Genomic DNA, 22,604 nt, shown 5'->3' with positions numbered 1-22,604 from the left:
TGTCTCCCTATTTCATTTCTTCTTTTAAGAAGCGTCCGGTCTCACTTTTTTTCTGTTTGATCAGATCCTCAGGTAAACCGGCAAACATTAACTGACCACCTTCTTTACCGCCTTCGGGACCCATATCGATAACCCAGTCTGCTGTCTTTATTACGTCGAGGTTATGTTCGATAATCAATACGGTATTTCCTCTATTCACTAATCTATTGATAACACCTAATAATATATTTACATCTTCAAAGTGTAAACCGGTGGTGGGTTCGTCTAGGATATAGAAGGTATTTCCGGTATCCTTTTTGGATAGTTCTGTAGCTAGTTTTACGCGCTGAGCCTCTCCTCCCGATAAAGTTGTCGAAGATTGGCCTAAGGTAATGTAGCCTAGACCTACATCCTCGAGGGTCTTGATTTTACGGTGTATGGATGGTATATGTTCGAAGAAAGCTACCGCATCATGGATACTCATGTCTAACACATCAGATATGGACTTGCCTTTATACCTGACTTCGAGGGTTTCCCGGTTGTAACGTTTGCCATGACAGGTTTCGCAGGGTACTTGCACATCCGGTAAGAAATTCATCTCAATGATTTTCATACCCGCCCCTTGACAGGTTTCACATCTTCCTCCTTTGACATTGAATGAAAATTGACCAGGCTTGTATCCTCTAATCTTAGCTTCAGGTAATTGTACGAATAATGTTCTAATATCGGAGAAGACTCCCGTATATGTAGAAGGATTTGAACGCGGCGTACGTCCGATGGGACTTTGGTCTATTTCAATAACCTTATCAATATGTTCAAGCCCCGCTATACTTTTGTAAGGCATAGGGGTGGCTTTTGCCCGGAAGAAATGCTTATTCAGAATAGGGTATAAGGTACCTGTGATCAAGCTCGATTTTCCGGAACCAGAAACTCCTGTGACAAGTATGAGTTTTCCCAAAGGAAAATCCACTGACACATTTTTTAGATTATTTCCAGTGCTACCTTGTAGTGATAAGGTGTGCCCATTTCCTGAGCGACGTTCTTTTGGTAGTTGAACTTCCTTCTTGCCGTTCAAATAATCTGCCGTCAAAGAGTCTGCTTGGAGTATTTGTTTAGGCTTACCTTGTGCGACGACCTGTCCACCATGGATGCCCGCAGCAGGCCCCATATCAATGACATAGTCCGCATGCAAGATCATATCTTTGTCGTGTTCGACAACAAGGATAGAATTGCCGATATCGCGAAGGTTTTTTAAGGAATTAATGAGGCGCTCATTGTCTCGTTGATGAAGACCTATACTAGGTTCGTCAAGGATGTATAATACATTGACCAATTGGGATCCGATTTGAGTCGCTAGACGGATCCGCTGTGCCTCTCCACCAGAAAGTGTTTTGGAGGATCGATCCAAGGTAAGGTAGTTTAGACCTACATCCAAAAGAAATCCTAGACGTGTACGGATCTCCTTTAGTATTTCGACTGCAATTACCTTTTGTCGCTCGTCTATACGGTCTTCGATATTATCTAACCAAGCCATCAATGAAGATATATCCATTGCAGCAAGTTCACTGATATTTTTATTGTCTATTTTGAAGTGTAGGGACTCTTGCTTTAACCGAGCGCCATGACAGCTAGGGCAGCACACTTTTGTTCTAAAATCTTCCAATGCGGGAGCGTCGTCATTGGTTTTACCGGAGTATTCTTCTAACATCTTAAAAACACCGGAAAAACTGACTTTATATTCTCTTGCTCCGTAGGAACCGTAAGATACGGTCAAAGAAATTGGTTCGTCTGCACCGAAAAGTAAGGTGTCAATCTGTTCTTCTGTGAGTTTTTCGACAGGAGTAGTGAGTGTAAATTCAAATTTTTGAGCGACTGCTTTCAGGACTGCAAAATTCCAAGAGTCTCTAAAAGGTCCTAAAGGTACAATTGCTCCTTTTTGTATACTTAACTTACGATCCGGAATAACTGTTTTTTTATCAATTTCGAATATATAGCCTAAACCATCACATTTTGGACAGGCACCGTATGGCGAATTGAATGAGAACGTATTGGGCTGCGGTTCATCGTATGAAATTCCAGATTCGGCATCCATTAAATAGCGGCTGAAAAACTGCTCTTTTGTATTTTCTTTATTTGCTATCTTAATAATTCCTTTGGCCGATTTCATAGCCTGCAGTACAGATGTATACAGTCTTTTTCGGTCATCATGATCTACAATCAGTCGATCTACAACGATCTCAATGTCGTGGATTTTATAACGGTCGACCTGCATTTTGGGCGCCAGATCCAGTAACTCTCCGTCTACACGCACCTTGGTGTATCCTTGTTTACGTATTTGTTCAAATAGCTCCCGATAATGTCCTTTACGACCTTTGACAATTGGTGCAAGGATAAAAATAGCTTCATTTTTAAAGTCTTCTAAAATACGATCGACAATTTGATCTTCAGACATACGTTGCATACGTTTGCCGCTGACATAAGAAAAAGCTTCACTGGCTCTTGCATATAAAAGACGTAGAAAATCATATATCTCAGTGATGGTTCCGACAGTCGATCTGGGATTTTTACTGGTCGTCTTTTGTTCGATCGATATTACAGGACTTAAGCCCGATATTTTGTCTACATCGGGACGCTCCATACCTCCCAAAAATTGCCGACTATAGGCGGAAAAGGTTTCCATATATCGACGTTGTCCCTCGGCATATATGGTGTCAAAAGCTAAAGATGATTTGCCAGAGCCACTTAATCCTGTAATGACGACTAGTTCGTTTCTTGGGAAGGAAATATCAATGTTTTTGAGGTTATGTACCCGAGCCCCGAATACTTCAACTTCGTTTTGATCTCCTAAATCTACTGCTTTTGTTTTTGACATGGAACGTTAAATTTTTGCAACTTGCAAAGTTACTGAATATTAATCGGACTTTATAGGAAGGGCAATGTTATGGTTTTGTTTTTTGGAATCCTAGGGGTTTTATTTGTAAATTGGACCTGTTAAACCAGGTATGACGAAGAAATTAGATTTAAGTAAGCAGGAAAAGGAAATCATAGACCAAGCATTAATGCATTGGCAAAAACAGGGTTTACTGGAAGAAAATAAGGTTTTAGAACTACAGGAGAGCATAGATGAACGTAGTTTTGAATGGAAAGTCTTGGCGCGATATGCATTTTGGGTAGCGTTGGCTTCTTTGATTTTTTCAGTAGTTTCCTTATTCGCGGATGATATGTTGGTCCGTTTTGTAGAACGGTTTTATGAAACGCCGAATATTGTGTTTTGTTTTTTCTTTGCCGCTCTGGCAGCACTTTTCTATTTTTTAGGATTTCGGAACAAAAAGCTATATCCAGATAAAACGTTTTCCAATGAGACCCTCATGTTGGCTGGTTCTTTTTCTACCGCTGCAAGTATTGGCTTTTTAGGACAGGTTTTAGATCGTAATACGCACTACTTCACCATTCTATTTTTTCTTTCGATTTTGATTTATGCAATTTTGGCCGTAAAGTTAAAATCTAAACTGATTTGGGTGTTTACACTTGTGGCATTGGGGATTTGGTTTGCTACAGAAACAGCACTTCATAGCGAGTGGGGATGGAAGTTTTGGGGAATGAATTTCCCTTTACGTTTTACTATTTTTGGAGGTTTGCTTACTGCCTTTTCGATTTGGATTCAACCGAGATGGAGCACTTTGGCTTATTTTCAATCTACTAGTTTTGTTATTGGTCTTTTGTATACCATGATTGCACTATGGTGTCTTTCAATTTTCGGTAACTATAGTGATTTTGAAGCTTGGACTGCTATACGTCAGTACGAGATTCTATATTGGGGTATACTGGCTATTACGGTGTCTTTGGGGCTTGCCATATATGGCTTGAAAAAGAAGGATACGGTAATACGTGATATAGGATTTGTATTCTTCCTATTGAACCTTTACACGCGTTTCGTTGAGTACCTTTGGGATAATATTAATCGTACAATCTTTTTTCTGCTTTTAGCAATTTCATTTTGGCTTGTTGGACGATGGTCTGAAAAGATATGGAAGAAAAGAAGTGTCTAGAAAGTCTTAAGGCGGTTTCCAAGGTCCCCCTACTTCTGGCCTTCCCACCGACGGGAAATTCTTACCCACAGCAAAATCTAAGGAATTGCAGTCGGTAGCTTCACGTCTTGACCTCCATATGCTATTAGTTCGTTCCTAAAGCTGTTGCTTCACAGGCAATACTTATTTAGCTTGTAAGGTGCTACTAGCGCTAGCCGAGCAACCAAGCCTTAACCTTTTGGCTTCTTTTCTGTCCAGAGAAAAGGAACGGGTCCTGTCTCGGCTATGGAGCGGCATTAATCTTGATGCTGTAGGTAATGTCTACGCCTCCTGCTGCTAACATATCATGCACAGAGCAATATTTTTTCACAGCTAGCTCTGCGGCTTTTTGCGCCTTGACCTCGTCGATATTTCCTTTCAGCAAGAAACTGATGTGAATCTTGGTGAAAATGTTAGGGATTTCGTCTCTTCTTTGACCTTCTACCTCCACCTGAATGTCTTGGATATCCTGTTTTTGTTTCTGTAAAATAGTCGTTAAGTCGAATACGCTACAAGATCCTAACGCCATTAATACGAGTTCTACCGGGCGTACACCTTTCCCTTCTCCGCCTATTGAATCGGGGCCATCAATGTTAACTTTGACTGTTGAGGAGTCACTAGATGCTTCGAAATGTACTGCTTTATTGATTCTTTGTAATGTTGTTTTCATCGTCGTTGGATTTATTGTCTATCAAAATTATAGAAAATGACTATAATAAAAGAATAGTTGAGAAAAAAAGGTATATGGGCATATCGTTTTCTTATCGGATGGATGCAGCGTCCAGTCTGCAAAAAAAGAGCCTTTGTAATCACAATGGCTCTTTTAATAGTTAGGTGATCTTAAGGCATTTTGACTCCACGGTATTTTGTAGCATCTACTTTGTCGAGTTGACTGCCATATTTTGCATTGGTGGCTTCAATAAAGATGTTTGCCATGATTGCATATCCCATCGGGGTAAGGTGAATCCCGTCTAATGAAAATACGTTTCCAGTGATGTATTTATTACTAATAACGACTCCGTTGTAAACATAGCCATTCTTGACTTTGTTCAAGAACGAATGTATATCTGCTAGTGCAAGATTTCGGTTTTTAGCGACTTCTTGAATCTTCTCATTATATTGCGTAATACGTGTTTGTACTTCTACAACCTCTGCCTCGTCCAATACATATTTACTTTCAATGGGATTATTGGGATGAAGACCATAAGGGATTTTTAGTGCATTAGGCTTTCCTAATAAACCCGAAGAAGCAAAAGGCAGTACAAACATATCTTTGTCGGTAGCAGGTCTTGTCCCGGTTTTCGTTTCAATAAAGAGGGCAGTAACAGCCGGACCGCCTTGCGCTTGGGAGGCAGCACTCGCTGCTTGTAATAAGGCCTGTCTGGTCACTGTAGTTAGAAAAGGAACAGCCGATACGTCTGGAATGGTAGCTATTACTCCTTTTTGGTTGTTTTCCGTTAGTTTCGTAATAATTGTTCTTAGGTTTTTGCCAAAAGTAGCTGTGTCGGTAAGTATATTGGTTGCGTCTGTAGCCACTGCTCCGTTTGTGGCATAGCCCAAAGCATCATTGTTACCTAAACTAAAAGAAAAAAAAGTGTGATTTTTCGAGGTAGCATATCCCAAATAATTGGTTAAAGGACTTGCCCCATCGGGTAATAATCTTTCGAAATAGGGGTTACCCTGTACTGTTCCGACCCCCGGTTTATCGATCATATCTAGTCGCATTCCAGGAACACCTAGGTTATTGATCTCCTCCGTATATTTAGTGTATAGAGGTTTTCCGGTCGGCGAAAGTCCGCGTATCGCTAACTTGTCCGTTACGGCTTCGGTTACCGGTTGACCGTTTACTAGATCTTTTAATCGGATATAGCCCGAACCATTGGATTGACTTTCGGTAAAGAAAGGTGATTTGAAATCACCTCCTCCATGAGCCTTCATCTTTTCGGCAATAAGTAAAGGGAATGCTTGTTGCTGTCCCTCTAGATACAATCCGCCATCTGCAAAACCCGCAGTTAGTGAGTTTCCAATAGCTATGTATTTCGAGAAGTCTGCTTTTGCACTTCCTGTATTTTGATCTGGTTTTGCGTTGTCGATCTCCGGTGCACACGATGTGGCTATAGCGCAGGCAGCAAGGCCTATATAAAGTTTAATGTTGTTGTGAAGTGAATATTTCATAATTATTACCATTTATAGGTGAATGAAATTGCTGGCGCATGAATATTGGTCTTGAATGTCCCGTTCAAGCCTGTTACCGTATTTGTCACTGTACGTTCCAAAATTCGTTGGAATGTATATGCTCCTGTCAAGTCGAACTTTTCGGAAAGCATATAAGTAAAACCCAGTGATCCCATGACACGGTTATTGTCGGGAGTCTCTGCATATACATACTGCGGTCGTACCGGCGTGTAGACATAGCCAGCACCTGTACGGAGATCTAATTTATCCGTAGCTTTATAATTTAAGCCGACTTTTCCAGAAAAGGCTTTTTGATAGTTTTTAGGCTGATAAGTGTCTTCTAAGGCTGCTGTATTGTCTTTATAATCAAATGTTAAGGATTTGTAGATGTCGTAGCCTATAAATGTTGCATCGCCGGCAAAGTCCAGTTTTTCAGTCACAGGAAAAGTAATCCCTACATTAAAGGATGCAGGTAATGGCAATTCAGCATCAAAAGTAGTGGTTGGAAAAGAAGATGAGAGAACATCCGGTACGGTGAATTTTGCATCACCATCCTTTAACTTGGTGATTACTTTAGAGCGATAACTTAATGATATAGCAAACTCATCTTCTAAATTGTAATGAACCCCTACATTATAGCCTGTTCCTGTCCCCATACCGGACAGCTCTGCTCGACCGGGCTGGCCATTGGCATCAAAAACAGGAATCGATCTCGATAGGTCAACGAAGCCTAGATTGTATACAAATCCCCCACCGATACTAAATGCATCTGTGATTTTGAAACTCAAAGTCGGTTGTATATATATAGCGCGCATCTGTAGATGGTTTAGTTCAAATCTGCCGGGCCAATCCTGTCCCCAATCAACAGCGCCTCCGAATGGGGTGTAAATACCAAGTCCAGCTTTCCACCAGGTGTTTCTGGGGCCAAATGTTGCAAAAACTGAAAAGGGAGGGGTGATTTGGAATTTGGTGTCATACTGTTGTGTAGCATTGACTTCCTTAAAAGCAGACCTGTACATAATGGTCGTTGCACCCGCAGAAACGGCGTTATGGTTCATTTTGGCCAGAGCTCCTGGATTGTAGAATATACTGGATTCATCGACAAATAATGCCGAGCCAGAACCAGCCATCCCCAAGGCCTTTATTCCTTGGGTGTTCACTTGAGAGCCTTGCGCAAATAAGAGAGTAGGGCTAGCTAATAAAAAGGATAAAAGTAATTTTTTCATAAGCTTATTCGGTTACCAGAGTCTTTAAAATACAATGCTAACATAGCATTTTTTTTGCAGATAAAATAATTTATTGTCTTTTTTAAATAGCTGTATTCCTCTAAAATTGCTATATTGAAGCATTAAAAATTATTATCATGAGTCAAGTTTTGTTTAAAGGTATAACAGTCAACACGACAGGAAGTTTGCCTGCTGTTGGAACTAAAGCGCCGGAATTTTCGTTAACCGCGGCCGATCTCTCTCAGAAGTCATTATCGGATTTTTCAGGTAAGAGAATTGTATTAAATATTTTTCCGAGTATTGACACTGGTACATGTGCTATGTCTGTACGTAAATTCAATGAAAAAGTTTCGTCTTTAGAGAACACAGTTGTATTATGTATTTCTAAAGACTTGCCTTTCGCACAGGGACGATTCTGTGCAGCAGAAGGTATTGAAAATGTTGTTACATTATCAGAATATAAAGACAATAATTTTTCAGAAGTTTACGGTGTTCGTTTTTCAGATGGACCTTTACAAGGCCTATTAAGCCGTGCCGTTGTTGTTATCGATGAGACAGGGAGCGTGCGGTATACCGAGCAAGTTGAGGAGACTACCGATGAACCGAATTATGAAGCTGCTCTAGCATCTTTGTAGCCTGGCATAAATTATTCATATGTAAGCATCTCTTTTGTCTGCTGAGTTTGGACAGAAGAGATGTTTTTGCTTTTATACAGTATATCTATTGTTGACGGCTAAAAAGTTAATGCAAATAATTGTTTTTTTCGACCTGGTATTCGTAATCCAATGCATTTTATCTAAGTTTGGCTAATTTTTCATTATGAAGGAATCCACTATTCAAAAGGTAGCCCTTATTACAGGTGTTACAGGACAAGACGGAGCTTATCTGGCGGAGTTTTTATTAAAAAAAGGGTATTTGGTCCACGGATTGAAAAGAAGAAGTTCTCTTTTTAATACGGATCGTATCGACCATTTATACCAAGATCCGCATTTGGACAACAGAAATTTTGTTTTACATTACGGAGATCTTACAGATTCAACTAATCTCATTCGGATTATTCAGGAGACGCAGCCCGATGAGATCTACAATCTCGCCGCACAGTCACACGTTAAGGTTAGCTTTGACACACCTGAATATACAGCTAATGCGGACGGGATAGGGACATTACGTATACTGGAAGCGGTTCGGCTTTTGGGCTTGATTGAAAAGACCAAAATATACCAAGCTTCGACATCTGAATTATATGGTTTGGTACAAGCAGTACCACAAAGTGAGACAACTCCATTTTATCCAAGAAGCCCCTATGCAGTAGCAAAGATGTACGGTTACTGGATTACAGTCAACTATCGGGAAGCGTATAATATGTACGCTTGTAATGGAATTTTATTCAATCATGAAAGCCCTGTCCGAGGAGAAACATTTGTCACCCGGAAAATATCAAGAGCTGTGGCTAAGATTGCCTTGGGATTGCAAAATAAGTTGTTTTTGGGAAATCTTTCTGCGCAGCGGGATTGGGGGCATGCTAAGGATTATGTAGAGGCTATGTGGCTTATCTTACAGCAGGATGTTGCTGAAGACTTTGTTATAGCGACAGGCGTTACGACTACAGTTAGAGATTTTGTGCAGATGAGTTTTGCAGAACTTGGTATAACGGTGGAGTTTAGTGGTAAGGACGAATCAGAGAAAGGGGTTATCATAGATCGAGATGATAGTCGGTTAAATGAATTGGGAATAGATCCTGAAGGTGTAAAACTGGGACAAACAGTGGTGAAAGTCGATCCGAGATATTATAGGCCAACGGAGGTTGATTTACTCATTGGAGACCCTACAAAAGCACAGACTAAGTTAAACTGGAAGCCTAAATATAACTTGCAAATGCTGGTTTCTGAAATGGTTCAGTCGGATCTCCGATTGATGCGCAAGGAACAATACTTAAAAGAAGGTGGTTTCGAGACACTTAACTATTTTGAATAAGGTGTTTTTTGGAATAGTTTTTGATAAGTATTTTTCAGCTATGGAAAATAGAAGTTTAAACGCGATTTTGGTAATAATGGGAGGTATGAAATGGAAGTAAGAAATACATCTGTCGAAAGTGAGGTTCCGAACAATAAGAAGGATAATTCGAAGATTTATTTTTTTATGATTGCTATTGCTTCGCTTCTGGCAACAAATATTTATTTTTATGTGAAGTTCAAATCTTCGGGAGAGAAGCTTTACACCGTAGCCTTACAGAAAGAAAACCTGCAAATCGAAATTGATAGAATAGAAGCTGAATTAGATAATATAAAGAATCAAAATGTTGAGGGGTTACCCGAGAGTTTAATTCAAGAAGAACAATTTGCTCGTAAGATCATAGATGATTTACGTGCCGAGCTGGAAACTTCCCATATTTCTGATGCACAGATTCAGGCAGCCAAAGATCAGATTCAAAAGTTAAAGAAAAATGTTTCTTCGTTGAAAGATGAGGTTGGAGAATTGAAGCTTCAGAATGATGTACTTCTAAAACAGAACAAAGAGCTGAGTTCGACCGTAAAGGAGAAGATGGACCAAGTCGAAAGCCTGAGGGAACGAAACGACCGCCTAAATGAAAAAGTAAGCGTAGCCTCTTCCATAAAGGTCTCGAATGTGTTGGTTAATGGTGTTGAGAAAACACGAAAAGGTGCTTTGGAAATAGAAACTAAAGCAAAGCGTGTTGATGATCTACAGATAAGATTTAGCATTGCTGATAACCCATTGGCTAAAGAAGGCCGTAAAGAAGTTTTTGTCCGTGTCATTGATCCTCAAGGGAATCTTATTGCTAGGACAGGGGATGTGTTTTACGTAAATGGAGATAAGTTGCAATATACGTTTAAGGAAGTAATCAACTTCACGAATAAGGGCGAGGAATATCAATTTTTATGGCGCGATGCAGACCGCTTCAAAAAGGGGGCTTATACGGTCTTGTTATATGCTGATAATGCTATAATGGGACGTTCTAGTGTTGTTTTAAAATAACGAAATATTCTTTTATTAAATATTTGAAGCGAGATTTAATCTCGCTTTTTTGTTAGGTCGTATTTCGTAGATCCGTTTATACTTCGTGAGAAATCAATGAGCTCGTTTGGTTCGGTTCAAATGGAAACAAGAATTTTTTTCATCTGTATATAATTTGGTTTTATGACGTTATTCTTTAGGGTAAGCATACTAGAGCTCTCCAGATAATATCGGGATTGGTTCGTCGCTGTTGGTGATCTGCCAACGGTGTGGGATCATAAAAGTGCTGCTTTTGAACTTTTAATGGTATGCTTTAACAGCAATAGTTGGTAATACCTTCTTGTTAATCTTCAGTAACAAAGCCTAAGCTTTATATAAAGCAAAAGCGGCCTACATTTTGTTTTAAAGTGTAGGCCGCTTTTTATGAAACTTATTTATAGAGTTTACTACTTGTCGTAATTCGCTTTCTTCGGGAAGACGAGTGATACAATGACACTAATTGCCAAAATGCTCAATATAATGATCAACGAATGTGTTGTCGTAAATCCCCAACCTTTTAACCAGTCGTGAAGTAACATTTTCGCGCCGATAAATATTAAAAGAAATGCTAACCCTACTTTGAGGTAATGGAATTTATGAATGATATTTACCAATAGGAAGAACATAGATCTTAGTCCCAATATAGCAAAAATGTTGGAAAAGAATACGATATAAGGATCTTTGGTTACGGAGAAAATCGCAGGAATAGAGTCTACAGCAAAAATCAGATCTGTAAATTCAATGACTAAAAGGACAAGAAATAGTGGTGTCATGTAGCGTACACCGTTTTCAATATGAAAGAAATGTCCTCCATCCATTTTTGGTGTTACTTTGAAGTATCTAGATGCAAACTTAACCACAGCATGGTTTTGTGGATCGACCTCTTCTTCTTGATTTCTGTTGATATACATCATAAACCCTGTATAGACCAAAAAAGCGCCAAATACATAGAGTATCCACCCGAACTTGGCTATTAACGCAGCGCCAACGAAAATGAATATGCAGCGTAATATAATGGCTCCAAGTATACCCCACACCAATACTTTGTGGTAATAACGTTCTGGGATACCAAACGAAGAAAATAATAACACCATAACAAATATATTGTCTACAGAAAGGGCGTACTCAACAACATAGCCTGTCAAATACTCTAGTGTAAGGTTCTTGTTATAAATATGTATACTTGCTGCGAGATCATTCTCTATGATCTTGATATCATGATAATGCTTGGCGATAACTTCTTTTAAACGTGCTAAATCGTGGACATCGTGCAATTCGTTGCCCCAATAATACAACACCATACCAAAACCTAAGGCAAATAAAATCCATATCACGGACATGATTGCGGCGGCTTTTAAGCTCACAGGTTTGTCACTTTTGCTAAACAGCCCAAGATCTATTGCCAACATGAGGATTATGAATATGATAAATCCTCCAAAAAACATTACTTCATTGCTCATTTTTATTTATTTCTTTCTGTCGTAAATTTTACTAGTTGTTTTAATCCTTCTTTATAAGGGTTATCTGGGAATGCGGCTAAAATGTCGAAGGCCTCCTGTTGAAACTGTAGCATCTTTTGCGTCGCGTAGTCTAAACCTCCGCTAGCGCGTACAAATTGAATTACCTCTTCTACTTTTTCGGAGTCTTCGTTATGATTTTTCACGAGATTGATAATTCTGCGCTTTTCAGCGGTCGAAGTATTTGCTAGCGCATATATCAATGGTAATGTCATCTTCTTTTCTTTGATGTCGTTACCTACAGGTTTGCCGATATCATCCAGTCCGAAATCAAATAGATCATCTTTAATCTGGAATGCTAAACCAATTTTCTCACCAAATAGACGCATTAACTCTACAGTATCTGTATCTGCTTTTGCTGAAGACGCACCGGATGCACAGCATGAAGCGATAAGAGATGCCGTTTTTTTACGGATAATCTCGTAATAAATTTCTTCTTTGATATCAAGTTTCCGAGCTTTTTCGATTTGCAAGAGTTCGCCTTCACTCATTTGTTCGACGGCCTCTGAAACAATCTTCAACAGCGCATGTTCTTCGTAATTTACGGAGAGCAGTAATCCTTTAGAAAGCAGGAAATCACCTACTAAGACTGCGACTTTATTTTTCCATAGTGCATTTATAGAAAAAAAACCTCTACGTTCATTTGCATTGTCTACCACATCATCATGTACCAGCGAAGCGGTATGAAGAAGCTCGACTAAGGATGCTCCTCTGTAGGTTGATTCTGTTATCTCTCCACAAAGTCCCGCAGTAAAAAATACAAACATAGGACGCATTTGCTTTCCTTTCTGTTTGTACAAATACTGGGTTATAATATCTAAAAGTGGAACAGAGCTTTGCATCGACTGCTTAAACTTTGTTTCGAAAATCGAAAGCTCTGTTGCTATGGGGCGTTGTATCTCCTTTAAACTAAGCATGAATGATGGTAAATACCAATTAGCGTCTATTTATACGCAATAAAGATAACAAAAATACATTAGATAGAATCTACGGATTCTTCTAATTTAGCATACCATGCTGCTCCATACTCTCGGATAAGTGGATCCTTTAAGAACTTGTAAACGGGCACTTGTAGTTCTTTTCCAAAACTACAGGCATCTTTACAAATATGCCACCTGTCGTAATGCAATACGTCAAATTGTGGATAGTGTGTTGTACGGATAGGGTACAAGTGACAGGAAATAGGTTTTTTCCATTCCACTTCGCCCAGTTCATACGCCTTTTCAATAGCACATTTTGTTATTCCGTTTTCCCAGGTCACATAAGCACATTCTTTGTTGCCATCTACGCAGGGAGTTGTTAAGTCTCCATCTCCATCGATGACATGTGTGCCTTGTTCTTCTACAGCTTTAATACCTTCTGGAGTCATGTAAGCTTTTATTTTTGGATAGATTTCTTTTAATATCGCTTTTTCTGATTCACGTAAAGGAGCTCCTGCATCGCCTTCTACACAGCAAATACCTTTGCATTTGGAAAGATTGCAAACAAAATCATTACCTATCAAGTCCTCGTGGACCAATACATTATCAACCTCAATCATAATCTTAACTATTTTGAATAACTTGCTTTTTTTCCCAGCTCATATTTTAACCCTTCGGCCTTGGTCAAATCCATTGTAACTGATCCGATCAAGATTTCTACCTGAGCTTTTACAGGAATGCGATTGCCATCGTTGGTTACCCATAGGTATAATTTACTGTCTTTTTTAAAGATACGTCCGGGTTTGATTTCTGGACTCAATTTAATACAGTCTAAAGTGCCTAAACTTGTTTTTATTTGCTCAGTACCTACATAAAAGACTTTTAGTTCGGCGACCTCATCGTTTAGAAAATAGGGGATTTTAAAGGAGTCTCCGCTTTTAAGGGAAGAAAGGTCTAGATTGCGTGAAAAGTAGTAGGCGGATAAAAGATCGAAGATTTGGGATGTTCTTCCTTTAAAAGTGCCTTTTGCACCTTTGACAGTTCCATTTCTATGGTCAAAGGTCGCATATTCCTTTCGTGTATAGCTATTTTCGTGGATATCCTCCGTATAGAGATACGGCTGGTAAGTATTGCCGTCTATATAGGAGTCATATTTGTTTCTTACCGTGTAAAATAGGGAGAATGCAGCGGCAGTCTGCCCAAAGGCATTGAGATGAAATGTATTCTTATTGCTAAATTGCAGTTTTGATTTATTGACTGATAATACCCCATGTGCTGCAGAGATTACACCGTATCTTAGTTTGTAAGATAACTTTTCACCTTCTTTAAAAGTAGGTTCATTAAGGTAGGGGAGTGTTTGTGCTGAGCTCAATGACAACATAACACATAGGATAAGTAATAAGCTGTAGAATTTTCTCATAGATATATGACAGGTGGAAATAGCATAAGGTTTAACTTTTACGTTTGAAGACCGGAACTGTGGAACAGGGTTCTCCATACATGATACTCTTCGCAACCTGTGTAAGTTTGTGGGTGAATAATACGAAGGCACTTTCAGGGATAAATACATCGCCACATCCTTTGACTACAATGCGTTGATCTTGATAGCGTGCGTAGTCTATTGATTGTATAGCCTCCGAAATAACATCGCGTAGAACCTCTTCTTGGGATCCGAAATGTAAGGATTTAGCAAATGGACTTAATTTATTTGATAGAATCATATAGGCCCAAGTAGGAACGATTGCATCTGTAGAACAGGTGATTCCTATGTGTTTGCCTGCGTATTGGCTCCAATCATGTTCCTTTACAAACGCTCTAAAATCCTTTTCTTTCAATATTAAACCATGGAAAAGGTTTTCCTTTATATCATAGACAAAAATACTCTCCTTTGGAGGAGCATACTGCGCTAAATCTATGGTTATCAATCCACTTTGAGCGACTTTATTAACAATATTTTCTTGGATATCCATATACTAGAAATAAAATAGCCGAACATGATCTCATGTTCGGCTATAAAATTAGTTATAATATCTTAATAAAACCTAATGCGATTGTCATCAATCTTCGCATTGTCTTGAAGGGCTTTAAAGATTGAGCCCCAAGAACGTTGCTGCTTGGATGCTAACATTTGTTTTTGTTGATTTTTACGCTCTGTGTCTACCATTTCTTTAGGATTTACAAAGCTATTTACCTGAACAGCATATATACCTTGTGTACCTTCAATTGCTTTTGATGGTTTGTTAGGTTGTAATCCGAATACAGTACCTATTACTGCACTTTCTAAAGAAACACCAGGAATAACAGGGTTGGCCAATACAATGTTTTCTACTGCTATAGCAGATTTGCCAATTTTTTGCGCTACTTGGTCAATAGAACTAACACCATTTAGTGCATTGTTCATTTTTTCCTTTAACATGCGCGCTTTTACAAGGTTTTTAACCCCTAGCTCGATATCACCTTTTATTGCCTCAAGCGACTGGATACCTTTAGGGTTGATCGCATTAACTTTAGCTACAATAAAATTGTTTTCTGTTTCGTATACTTTGTCAGAGACCTCATCTTTCTTTGCATCAAAAATCCAGCGGATTAGTTCTCTTGAAGCTTCAGCTCCATTTAGTGAGTTATCCATTGGTTGCACACGTGCAGCTTTTTGTACATTTAGATTTTGTTGTTTTGCTATCTCTTCGAAGTTAGCTGACTTTGCTGCAGTGAAGAATGCATTGGCTTTAGCATAAACGGCATCGGTTGTTTCTTTTCCTGCAGAAATTACTTTATCTAAAATTGCAGCTTTTACAATTTTAGAGTTTCCAATTTGCTTTTCGATTTTTAAGATGTGAATGCCGAACTGGGATTCAACAACAACTACATCTCCGGATTTACCATTGAATGCTGCTTCTTCGAAAGGTCCGACCATTTGACCTCTGGGGAAAGTTCCCAAATCTCCTCCATTAGCCTTGCTGCCTGGATCTTGACTGAATTCCACGGCCAAAGCCGAGAAACTTTCTCCTTTTGTAATAAGGCCTTTTATTGAATCTGCTTTTGCTTTTGCTTTATCAATTCCTCCTTCAGCGGTTGCATTTAAAAGAATGTGACTCGCTTTTACGGAATCTGGACTAAATTTGGAGTCAATTATTTTAGCAATTTCGTAAGCTCCGTTGGATAAGAAAGGCCCTACTGTAGTACCTTTAGCAGCATTGAATATAACAGAATCTAATGCAGGGCTCACTTGGCCTTTTCTGTAATAAGTCACAGGGTATTTGTTGTCAGAACTTCCTACTACAAATAATGAATCGTTTGTGGAAGCTGCTAGTTCGCCTTTTAAAGTTTGGATTGCAGCTAAAGTATTTGCTGAATCCTTCGCTGTAGCGCTAGCATCAAATAATACGTATTCAACTGCACGAGTTTCTTCTGGGTTTTTAAAAGCATTTTTATGCTTATCGTAATATTCTTTGTAATCAGCGTCTGTTAGCTTGATGTCTGCTTCATTGACCGAAGAATAGTCTAGTAAGACGTACTTGAAGTTGGCCAATTTGTTTTTAGCGGTGTATTCATCTTGTGCTTCCAAAGCTGTAACGTATACGGTGTTACTTACTAAATTTGAATATTTTTCAGTCAACCTTTGTGTACGGATATTTTCGAGGAGCAATTCCCACTGTTGGGCTACTTGAGCATTACCACCTTTAGCCTCATTAATAACTTGAGTTAGGTAATTACGATCAAATTGTCCCGTTTGAGGATTGGTGAAAGTTTGCATAATCTGTGGAGAAGGATTCGGCCCCGTAATGAGATCATTAAATTCTTTCTTACCGACCACTAGTCCTAGTTTTTCAATTTCCTTAGCGATCAATTCTTTAGATACAAATTGATTCCAAACTTGTTGTACAGCAAAATTTTTGATTTGTGGTGTTTCTGCACCACCCATTTGTTGCTGATACATTGCTGAAGTTTGTTCTACTTGAGCATTGAAGTCTTGATAGTCAATTGAATTGCCATTAATGTTACCGACTTCATTTTGCTTTTTAGCCCAAAAAGGCATTCCGGACTGAATGATGTCCCCTAATAAAAATGCAACAATTGCTAAACCGATTACGAATATTACCAATCCAGCACGGTTACGCAAATTACCCATTAATCCCATATTCTCGTATTGTATTTATGTGTTCTTTAGTTATTTAATTGTGTTTTGTTAAAACAAGGCGCAAGATACAACTTTTATAAAAAAAATAGTAAATTTTTATGATGTAAATGAAACTTATTTAAAGCTTTAGAGTATGCGTTTGAATTAATTGCCGAATGTTGGAAGTTGACTTGTACTAGAGGGGATATAGAAACCCGTCATGTTTTGGCCATTAATATTCCTAAACTCTGTATCGGAGGTAAATGATGTGGCCTGTAGATTACCTCTTGCATCTTTGAACTCAAAAGTTATAGGCACGCTATTGTAGTACGTTTTTTGTTTTTCGTCGTAGAAAAGTTCTTCGGTTTTTATAATAGAACCATCGGACATATTTACAACCACATTCTTTTTGAATTCCGTAATACCGTCAAGTATACGTTGTTTGCCATAGTCTGAGCGAATGCGTTGACTTTCTCGCCCCATAGCATCATAAAATATAATCTGTACTCCTTTCTGAAATTCATAGTTGCTATTTTTATTGCCCGTGGTATCATGATACACACGCATTTCAGGACCAGTTAATTGTGCTTTGACGACAGCGGAATCACTGACGATTATTTTTACATCTTTAGAGATATCAACTGCTTCTTCTTTTTGAATATTTTCAATTTTATTTACCTCACGTAGATCATTTTCACAAGCGCTAAGCAAGAAAACCCCTATTGCGCTTAAAGACAATAGGGGAATAAATGATAAAATATTTTTGGAGATGATAGTGATCTTAGTCATAGCTCCTTCTTCTGAACCAAGTGTCATTTAATGTAAAGCCAAGATTTAAGTTGATGTAACGCTCTCGCACCAAGTTGTTTGAAAGAGAGCCCTGTTGACCGAATTCTGCAGAGATATTGATTCTTGAAAAGGTCATCCCGAAATTTGTTTCAGGTAGTGGTAAGCCAATTCCCACCGTAACAGCCATATCGTTAATATTTCTGTCGTTATATTTTACTTGAGTTTGGTTGTACCTAAAGCCAAGTCTATAATCGACAATATTCCAGTATCTTACCGATGTTGGGTCTGGTTTTATCTGGCCCCCTACAGCAAAACCGTAGTTTTTGCCCAGTGAAGGTTCGCCTACACGAGTTTGAAAATCACTCCAATCTGCATATTTGAAATCGGCACCTATCATCCAGTTATAACCTTTGGAAAGGGTGAAACCAACTGCGTGTTTTAATGGAAGGTTTATTTTACGTGCTAATCCTTGTTTAAATGAAACAGTATCTAACGCTATATTTTGAAAATCTGGATCGGATGATGGCTCCGTTCTCGTTGCCAATAACGTTGTTTTACTTTTTACGGTATTATTAAGAGATCCTGAGTAGCCTAAGGTAAGATTCAGTTTCTTGCTGATAGCTTTAGAGTACTGGATACCGTAATCTACGGTTGCTCCTCTTATCAGACGTGTTTCATTATACCGTGCATTAAGCATGTTTGGATCTTGTGGGAAGCTGACCAACTTGATATCGTTCAGTTCTCCGAATAAAAAACCAACGTTAGCACCAATACTCACGCCTTTTATAGGCGATACACCATACCCGAAGAAAGCTTTGTTAATTCCTCCTTCACCGCTGCTGGTTTCTAGAGAAAGCAGGTTGGCATTACTTTTAACTGCTGTTGCATTGTATCCAACATCCGAATAGGGCATCAATCCAAATGCTAAACCGCCGAACCTTTGGGATAATGGGACACCGATAGCAAGATGAGAAAAGGCGAAATCAGAGGTGTTATCCTTCGCGTTTCCTTTGGCGAGCTCCGTTGAATTTCCGTAAAGGCCTGCTTCTAATATTGTTCTAGAGAACGCAGAATAACTTGCTGGATTGGCTATATTTAGAATTGGTAGCCCAGATTGATAGCGTATAGCCGTAGATATTCCTCCCATGGAACGGGTCTGGGGAAGGAGATCTTCTCGCATCTGCCCAAGGCCAAATTTGGAATAGGGAGAATGTGACGTGGTGGTCTGGGCGTCTACCTGAATATTGACCAGGATTAAGCCTGCAGCAATTACGAGCTTTAAAGCCTTTCGGGCACTCAAAACATTGGATAGTTTATGCATATATTTTATCGTCTCCGCACTTCGGATGTCTTTTTCGTGTTATCTTGATAGGCCAATAACGAACTGGCATTTTGAAATTGCCTGTTGAGGCACCTTGTAATGGATTTATTTCGATACAAAACTATTTAAATTTTAATGAATCCTTTAGCTCATTTTGTTAAAAAAGGTTAAACGGCTGTTTTTCAGTTTTTTACATAAACTGAAAGTATAATATAGTCGCTATAATTATGAGGTACAGACTTTCATAAATCCATTTATTCTTAGCAAAAGAAAAATAGTATGCCAAGTAGATTGCCAATGGAGGTGCACATAGTAAAAAATGATTAATATTAATCTTTTCGTTTAAGTAAAATGAACCTACGATCAACAAAAGCATATAGAAAAGAAGTTGAAATGACTTTCTTATATGTACGATGCTTTTAAAGTACTGGTCACGTAGTACGAATAGGAAGAAAATTAAACCGATAATTATTGGAGCCACTACTAAATAGTCGTGATAATCGACGTGTAACGTGCTGGGTAGTGGATTTGTAAACGGGGAGAATATCGCTTTAAATTCGTCGAATCGATCGAATAAGTAATATATCACACCCAATAAAAAATATATAATGGAAAATCCCAAAAGCGGTGTGACCCATTCTCTCCAAATAAACGGTCTGAAGATAATTAAAGCGATCCATAGTAAAAGAAACATAACTATAAACGGAAAGTATATTAGACTTCCCAATCCTACAATCATTCCCAAATCGAACATCAATCCTTTTACATCAGCCTGTTTATAAATGTTGAAAAGTTTACTCATCATCCATATCGTGATAAAATTACAGATCAACGTAGGGGATAGCACCAAAAAGGGTAGGAACAAACTGACCAAAGTCATGAATAGAAGTGCAGTCAGAAAATTTGGTTTTCCAAGAAAATTAAAATGATTAACAACTCTGTTGAGTAAGAAAGCCTGCAGCAGCGTTAATGCCAGAGTCAACAAGACATTGGATACTGGAACTAATCCTAGCCCAATCTCAATCCCAAAAAGATTATTGGCTGCCGGCTCCAGAAAGACCGGATGCAATTCTTCAGGGAGATGCAGAAAGGCCCCTAAACACAAAAATGCACCAATGATTGATACCGATAGGATATTAACTGGAGTGAATTTTCTGTGTTGATTTATTAACATGGATAGATTTGATGATCGGAAATTAGTATCTATTTATTTTCTAATTTCTTTACTTTTTTATCGATTGTAAAAAGGTAAACATAAAGGCCAATAACAATGGTCAAAAGTACCATTACTACAACCCATATCTTCCCTGAACTTCTAAGGGCTGTGGCCATTTCTATTTCGGAAGACTGCGCATAAGAAGACAGTATTGTCGCGAAGGTGAAGATGGAAAATAAGCTGATTTTTTTCATATGTGTATTACTATTCTTTTATCTGTTATCCGCCAGTTTGCGGAATAATAGGTGTTTTTGCTTCTTGAGCATCCGTGTTTTAGTCGATATGATTCGCTTTGCGTTCTAAGAGTCTTAATCTGTAACGCAAGGTACAGATCCATACTCCTGTAAGTATCCAGCCAATAACGGCCGAATAAAATATTGGACGCATGTTGTTATCCATATCCAAATCCCCAAACGTAGAGTTTCCGCCACTTCCAGGATGTAGAGAGTCTGTCATTTTAGGCAATATATACAGCAGTACAATCATTATCGGGAAGGCAAAAATATTATAAACAGCAGAAATTTTAGCTCGCTTTTGCTCTTCGTCCAATGCATTACGAAGGACTAGATATGCAAGATACATTAAAGTGGCAATTGCAGATCCATTAGTTTTTGGGTCGCTAGGCCAAGCTTCGCCCCAAGTGATGTTTGCCCATTGCATACCTGTTAAAAGACCTAAAAAGCAGAAGATTATGCCGGTATTTACGGCCTCAACGGCAATAAGGTCGTGTTTGGGGTTTCCATTGTTGAGATATTTGACACTGTAGACCACAGAAATGCCATATAAAGTAAACATAGCAAACCACATAGGTACGTGAAAATAAACATTTCTTATGGTCTCGTGAAGGAGGAATAATTGAGGTACCGGTCCCATAAATCCGGCAATTACAGATGCACTAACTAAAAAAGCGGCTAGTATTTTCCACCAGTTTTTTCTCATTTTCTACTTGTTATTTTAATCCCTCCAAAGGTAAGGAAATAACAATAAAGAAATAGTAATAGTTATGACATTAATTGCGAGCAGAACACCTATTTCGTTGTAACTTTCGGCTCTATCCATCCCTTGTAAAGCATTTTGAGAAAGCGTAATCAGAACAATTAATAAAGGGATGATTACCGGAAATGCTAAAATCGCCATTATCGTACTATTGTTACCTGTTTTAGCACTGATGCCTGATACCATGGTGAATACTGTAGCAAAGCTTATTGCTCCTAATAGGACGGCTATGTAATAAAAAAGAGGGTCCCCTACGGGATTCTTGAAAATTAGGGAGTAGATAATGTAAGTAATAACAGAGAGAACTGTCATCAACACTACATTGTAGATTACTTTGGATATGATGATTGATTTTGGGCTCGCTATAGCGTAGTAGTACAGTTGTCTATACTGGCTTTCCTGCACGAATGATCGGCTTATTGCATTTATGGAAGCAAACAGTAAGATAATCCAAAATAAGGCATTCCAAATTTGAGTATCTACTGATTTAAATGCTTGATAGCACACAAATACAGTAGATACTACATATAATAAAATGCTGTTTATAGCATATTTGGAACGCCATTCTAAAGTAAGATCTTTATAGACTAATGTTTTTACCTGCTGCAAGAAACTCATGTACTACAAAGATACATATTTTGTGGTCTTCGGTATTTACTTTTCAAAATTAGGCTTTCGAAATGTCTGATTTTAGTTTTTCTGTCAGATTTTCTGTCTTGTCAGCAAGTTTTTGACTCGTATCCGATGCCCTTCCTGCCCAGTCGGAAGCTTTTTCCGATACTTTGTTTAGGACATCTTTACCTGCATCTTTTGCTTTTGACTTCCATTCACGCAAATCTTCTTTAGCTTCCTGAGCCAACCGAGATGCTCGTTTTGCCTCTCTTTTCGATAGATCTTTAAGCGACTTCGTCAAATCTTTAATGCCGTCGTTAGCTTTATTCAACGTTTTCTTGCCGTCTTCTGTCGCTAATAAGTAATACGCAGCTGTTCCGACAGCCAATCCTAATAATGCAAATGCAACTAATCCATTCCTATTTTTCATCTTTATAAAATTTGTTTTTTAATGGTGATGAAGCTATCAGATTTATTTCACGCCACGGGGTGGTTTGAATAATCAGGATGGTTTCATGACTTAATATTTGTTTTATTATCTATTCAATTTATACTCAATAAACAACCATCGTTCCAAAAAGTTTTTTGAAACGACGGATTAACAAATTTTTAACGACCCTTTTCTGCTTTAGAAAAGTAAGAAGTTAGGGGTACTAG

At 38.5% G+C, this 22,604-nt stretch carries 21 protein-coding genes; 4 read left to right on the top strand and 17 right to left on the bottom strand.

Going from position 1 to position 22,604, the window contains the following annotated elements; all coding sequences use genetic code 11:
* Positions 1 to 7: 7 nt before the first annotated feature.
* Positions 8 to 2,851, bottom strand: coding sequence for an excinuclease ABC subunit UvrA (gene uvrA, locus G7B18_RS08930; protein WP_164109212.1), 2,844 nt, complete (start codon positions 2,849 to 2,851; stop codon positions 8 to 10).
* Positions 2,852 to 2,981: 130 nt separating this feature from the next.
* On the opposite strand from uvrA, the gene G7B18_RS08925 reads away from it, so the two are divergent.
* Positions 2,982 to 4,028, top strand: coding sequence for a DUF2157 domain-containing protein (locus G7B18_RS08925; protein ID WP_164109210.1), 1,047 nt, complete (start codon positions 2,982 to 2,984; stop codon positions 4,026 to 4,028).
* A 262-nt stretch (positions 4,029 to 4,290) separates the two neighbouring features.
* Here the strand turns inward: G7B18_RS08925 and G7B18_RS08920 are convergent, their stop codons facing one another.
* From G7B18_RS08920 to G7B18_RS08910, 3 genes are all read right to left on the bottom strand, one after another.
* Complete coding sequence (locus G7B18_RS08920; protein WP_164109208.1) at positions 4,291 to 4,716, bottom strand: OsmC family protein; 426 nt, start codon at positions 4,714 to 4,716, stop codon at positions 4,291 to 4,293.
* A gap of 170 nt (positions 4,717 to 4,886) precedes the next feature.
* Positions 4,887 to 6,221 (bottom strand): SGNH/GDSL hydrolase family protein, encoded by a 1,335-nt coding sequence (locus G7B18_RS08915; RefSeq protein ID WP_240452813.1) that lies wholly within the window; start codon positions 6,219 to 6,221, stop codon positions 4,887 to 4,889.
* Between the two features lie 5 nt (positions 6,222 to 6,226).
* Positions 6,227 to 7,447, bottom strand: coding sequence for an OmpP1/FadL family transporter (locus G7B18_RS08910; protein WP_164109204.1), 1,221 nt, complete (start codon positions 7,445 to 7,447; stop codon positions 6,227 to 6,229).
* 137 nt (positions 7,448 to 7,584) lie between these two features.
* On the opposite strand from G7B18_RS08910, the gene tpx reads away from it, so the two are divergent.
* The 3 genes from tpx to G7B18_RS08895 all read left to right on the top strand — a co-directional run bounded on the left by tpx (position 7,585) and on the right by G7B18_RS08895 (position 10,441).
* Positions 7,585 to 8,082, top strand: a complete 498-nt coding sequence (gene tpx, locus G7B18_RS08905; RefSeq protein WP_164109203.1) for a thiol peroxidase — start codon at positions 7,585 to 7,587, stop codon at positions 8,080 to 8,082.
* A gap of 184 nt (positions 8,083 to 8,266) precedes the next feature.
* Entirely contained in the window at positions 8,267 to 9,421 is a 1,155-nt protein-coding gene (gene gmd / locus G7B18_RS08900) for a GDP-mannose 4,6-dehydratase (RefSeq protein WP_164109200.1), read from the top strand.
* A gap of 90 nt (positions 9,422 to 9,511) precedes the next feature.
* Positions 9,512 to 10,441: a hypothetical protein gene (locus G7B18_RS08895; RefSeq protein ID WP_164109198.1), complete on the top strand. Its 930-nt coding sequence runs from the start codon at positions 9,512 to 9,514 to the stop codon at positions 10,439 to 10,441.
* Between the two features lie 425 nt (positions 10,442 to 10,866).
* On the opposite strand, the gene G7B18_RS08890 is transcribed toward G7B18_RS08895, so the two are convergent.
* The 13 genes from G7B18_RS08890 to G7B18_RS08830 all read right to left on the bottom strand — a co-directional run bounded on the left by G7B18_RS08890 (position 10,867) and on the right by G7B18_RS08830 (position 22,377).
* Positions 10,867 to 11,919: a TerC/Alx family metal homeostasis membrane protein gene (locus tag G7B18_RS08890; protein WP_164109195.1), complete on the bottom strand. Its 1,053-nt coding sequence runs from the start codon at positions 11,917 to 11,919 to the stop codon at positions 10,867 to 10,869.
* 2 nt (positions 11,920 to 11,921) lie between these two features.
* Positions 11,922 to 12,893 (bottom strand): polyprenyl synthetase family protein, encoded by a 972-nt coding sequence (locus tag G7B18_RS08885; RefSeq protein ID WP_164109188.1) that lies wholly within the window; start codon positions 12,891 to 12,893, stop codon positions 11,922 to 11,924.
* 59 nt (positions 12,894 to 12,952) lie between these two features.
* Positions 12,953 to 13,516, bottom strand: coding sequence for a DUF3109 family protein (locus G7B18_RS08880; protein WP_164109186.1), 564 nt, complete (start codon positions 13,514 to 13,516; stop codon positions 12,953 to 12,955).
* A gap of 8 nt (positions 13,517 to 13,524) precedes the next feature.
* The gene (locus G7B18_RS08875) at positions 13,525 to 14,316 is read right to left on the bottom strand and encodes a DUF3108 domain-containing protein (protein ID WP_164122401.1); all 792 of its coding nucleotides are present in this window, start codon (positions 14,314 to 14,316) and stop codon (positions 13,525 to 13,527) included.
* A 31-nt stretch (positions 14,317 to 14,347) separates the two neighbouring features.
* Entirely contained in the window at positions 14,348 to 14,866 is a 519-nt protein-coding gene (locus tag G7B18_RS08870; protein WP_164122399.1) for a DUF2480 family protein, read from the bottom strand.
* A gap of 62 nt (positions 14,867 to 14,928) precedes the next feature.
* Entirely contained in the window at positions 14,929 to 17,034 is a 2,106-nt protein-coding gene (locus G7B18_RS08865) for a SurA N-terminal domain-containing protein (RefSeq protein ID WP_164109180.1), read from the bottom strand.
* 144 nt (positions 17,035 to 17,178) lie between these two features.
* Positions 17,179 to 17,802 carry an LPS export ABC transporter periplasmic protein LptC gene (locus G7B18_RS08860; protein WP_240452812.1) on the bottom strand — a complete coding sequence of 208 codons (624 nt, stop codon included), beginning with the start codon at positions 17,800 to 17,802 and terminating at the stop codon, positions 17,179 to 17,181.
* Complete coding sequence (locus G7B18_RS08855; protein ID WP_164109178.1) at positions 17,795 to 19,123, bottom strand: hypothetical protein; 1,329 nt, start codon at positions 19,121 to 19,123, stop codon at positions 17,795 to 17,797. The genes G7B18_RS08860 and G7B18_RS08855 overlap by 8 nt, the downstream gene beginning before the upstream one ends.
* Positions 19,124 to 19,313: 190 nt before the next feature.
* Positions 19,314 to 20,297 carry a DUF6427 family protein gene (locus G7B18_RS08850; RefSeq protein ID WP_164109176.1) on the bottom strand — a complete coding sequence of 328 codons (984 nt, stop codon included), beginning with the start codon at positions 20,295 to 20,297 and terminating at the stop codon, positions 19,314 to 19,316.
* A gap of 29 nt (positions 20,298 to 20,326) precedes the next feature.
* Complete coding sequence (locus tag G7B18_RS08845; protein ID WP_164109174.1) at positions 20,327 to 20,533, bottom strand: CcmD family protein; 207 nt, start codon at positions 20,531 to 20,533, stop codon at positions 20,327 to 20,329.
* A gap of 79 nt (positions 20,534 to 20,612) precedes the next feature.
* Entirely contained in the window at positions 20,613 to 21,278 is a 666-nt protein-coding gene (gene ccsA, locus G7B18_RS08840) for a cytochrome c biogenesis protein (RefSeq protein WP_164122397.1), read from the bottom strand.
* Between the two features lie 15 nt (positions 21,279 to 21,293).
* On the bottom strand, positions 21,294 to 21,953 hold the full coding sequence (locus tag G7B18_RS08835; RefSeq protein ID WP_164109162.1) for a heme exporter protein CcmB: 660 nt from the start codon (positions 21,951 to 21,953) through the stop codon (positions 21,294 to 21,296).
* A gap of 49 nt (positions 21,954 to 22,002) precedes the next feature.
* Positions 22,003 to 22,377, bottom strand: a complete 375-nt coding sequence (locus tag G7B18_RS08830; protein ID WP_164109159.1) for a YtxH domain-containing protein — start codon at positions 22,375 to 22,377, stop codon at positions 22,003 to 22,005.
* Between the last annotated feature and the right edge of the window lie 227 nt (positions 22,378 to 22,604).

The sequence above is a fragment of the Sphingobacterium sp. xlx-130 genome (genome assembly GCF_011007405.1).
GTDB lineage: Bacteria > Bacteroidota > Bacteroidia > Sphingobacteriales > Sphingobacteriaceae > Sphingobacterium > Sphingobacterium luzhongxinii.
Note: the sequence above shows the minus strand (reverse complement) of the source record. Positions and strands in the feature narration are given on the sequence as shown.